This is a genomic window from Gilvimarinus sp. 1_MG-2023 (genome assembly GCF_030548285.1).
In genome coordinates this window covers 1-313 of sequence record NZ_JAUOSC010000631.1, presented here as the reverse complement: position 1 = coordinate 313, position 313 = coordinate 1, and the positions used below count along the sequence as shown (strand labels likewise).

The window sequence follows — 313 nt, the reverse complement described above, 5'->3', positions numbered from 1 at the left end:
GACTTGGCTGATGACTTTGTGTTAACTGCCATTCCGGTCGAAACCATTCGGGCGCTGGACTCCGCCGACCTGATCGCCGGACATGTGTTTCGGCCATCGGCTGCTGCCGAGCTGGAAAATATGGAATACCAAAGCTCACCAGCGCAGGTTCAACTGGCGTTGCAACTGGTCGCCGGTCAACTATCACCGGCGCAGTTACCCAATAACCTGGATGATCAGCAACAAGCACAAGTGCTTGAACTTGCGTTTACCTATGCCCGTTATCTCTCGGTGAAAAAGAAACAGGCCAGCCCGGTATTACGGCGGCAGACTC

1 protein-coding gene is annotated in these 313 nt (G+C 54.3%); it reads left to right on the top strand.

Translation table 11 applies throughout. The annotated features are described in order from the left end of the window. Positions 1-18: 18 nt before the first annotated feature. On the top strand, positions 19-313 hold a 295-nt coding region (locus tag Q4563_RS18395; protein WP_303605537.1), incomplete at its 3' end, for a hypothetical protein.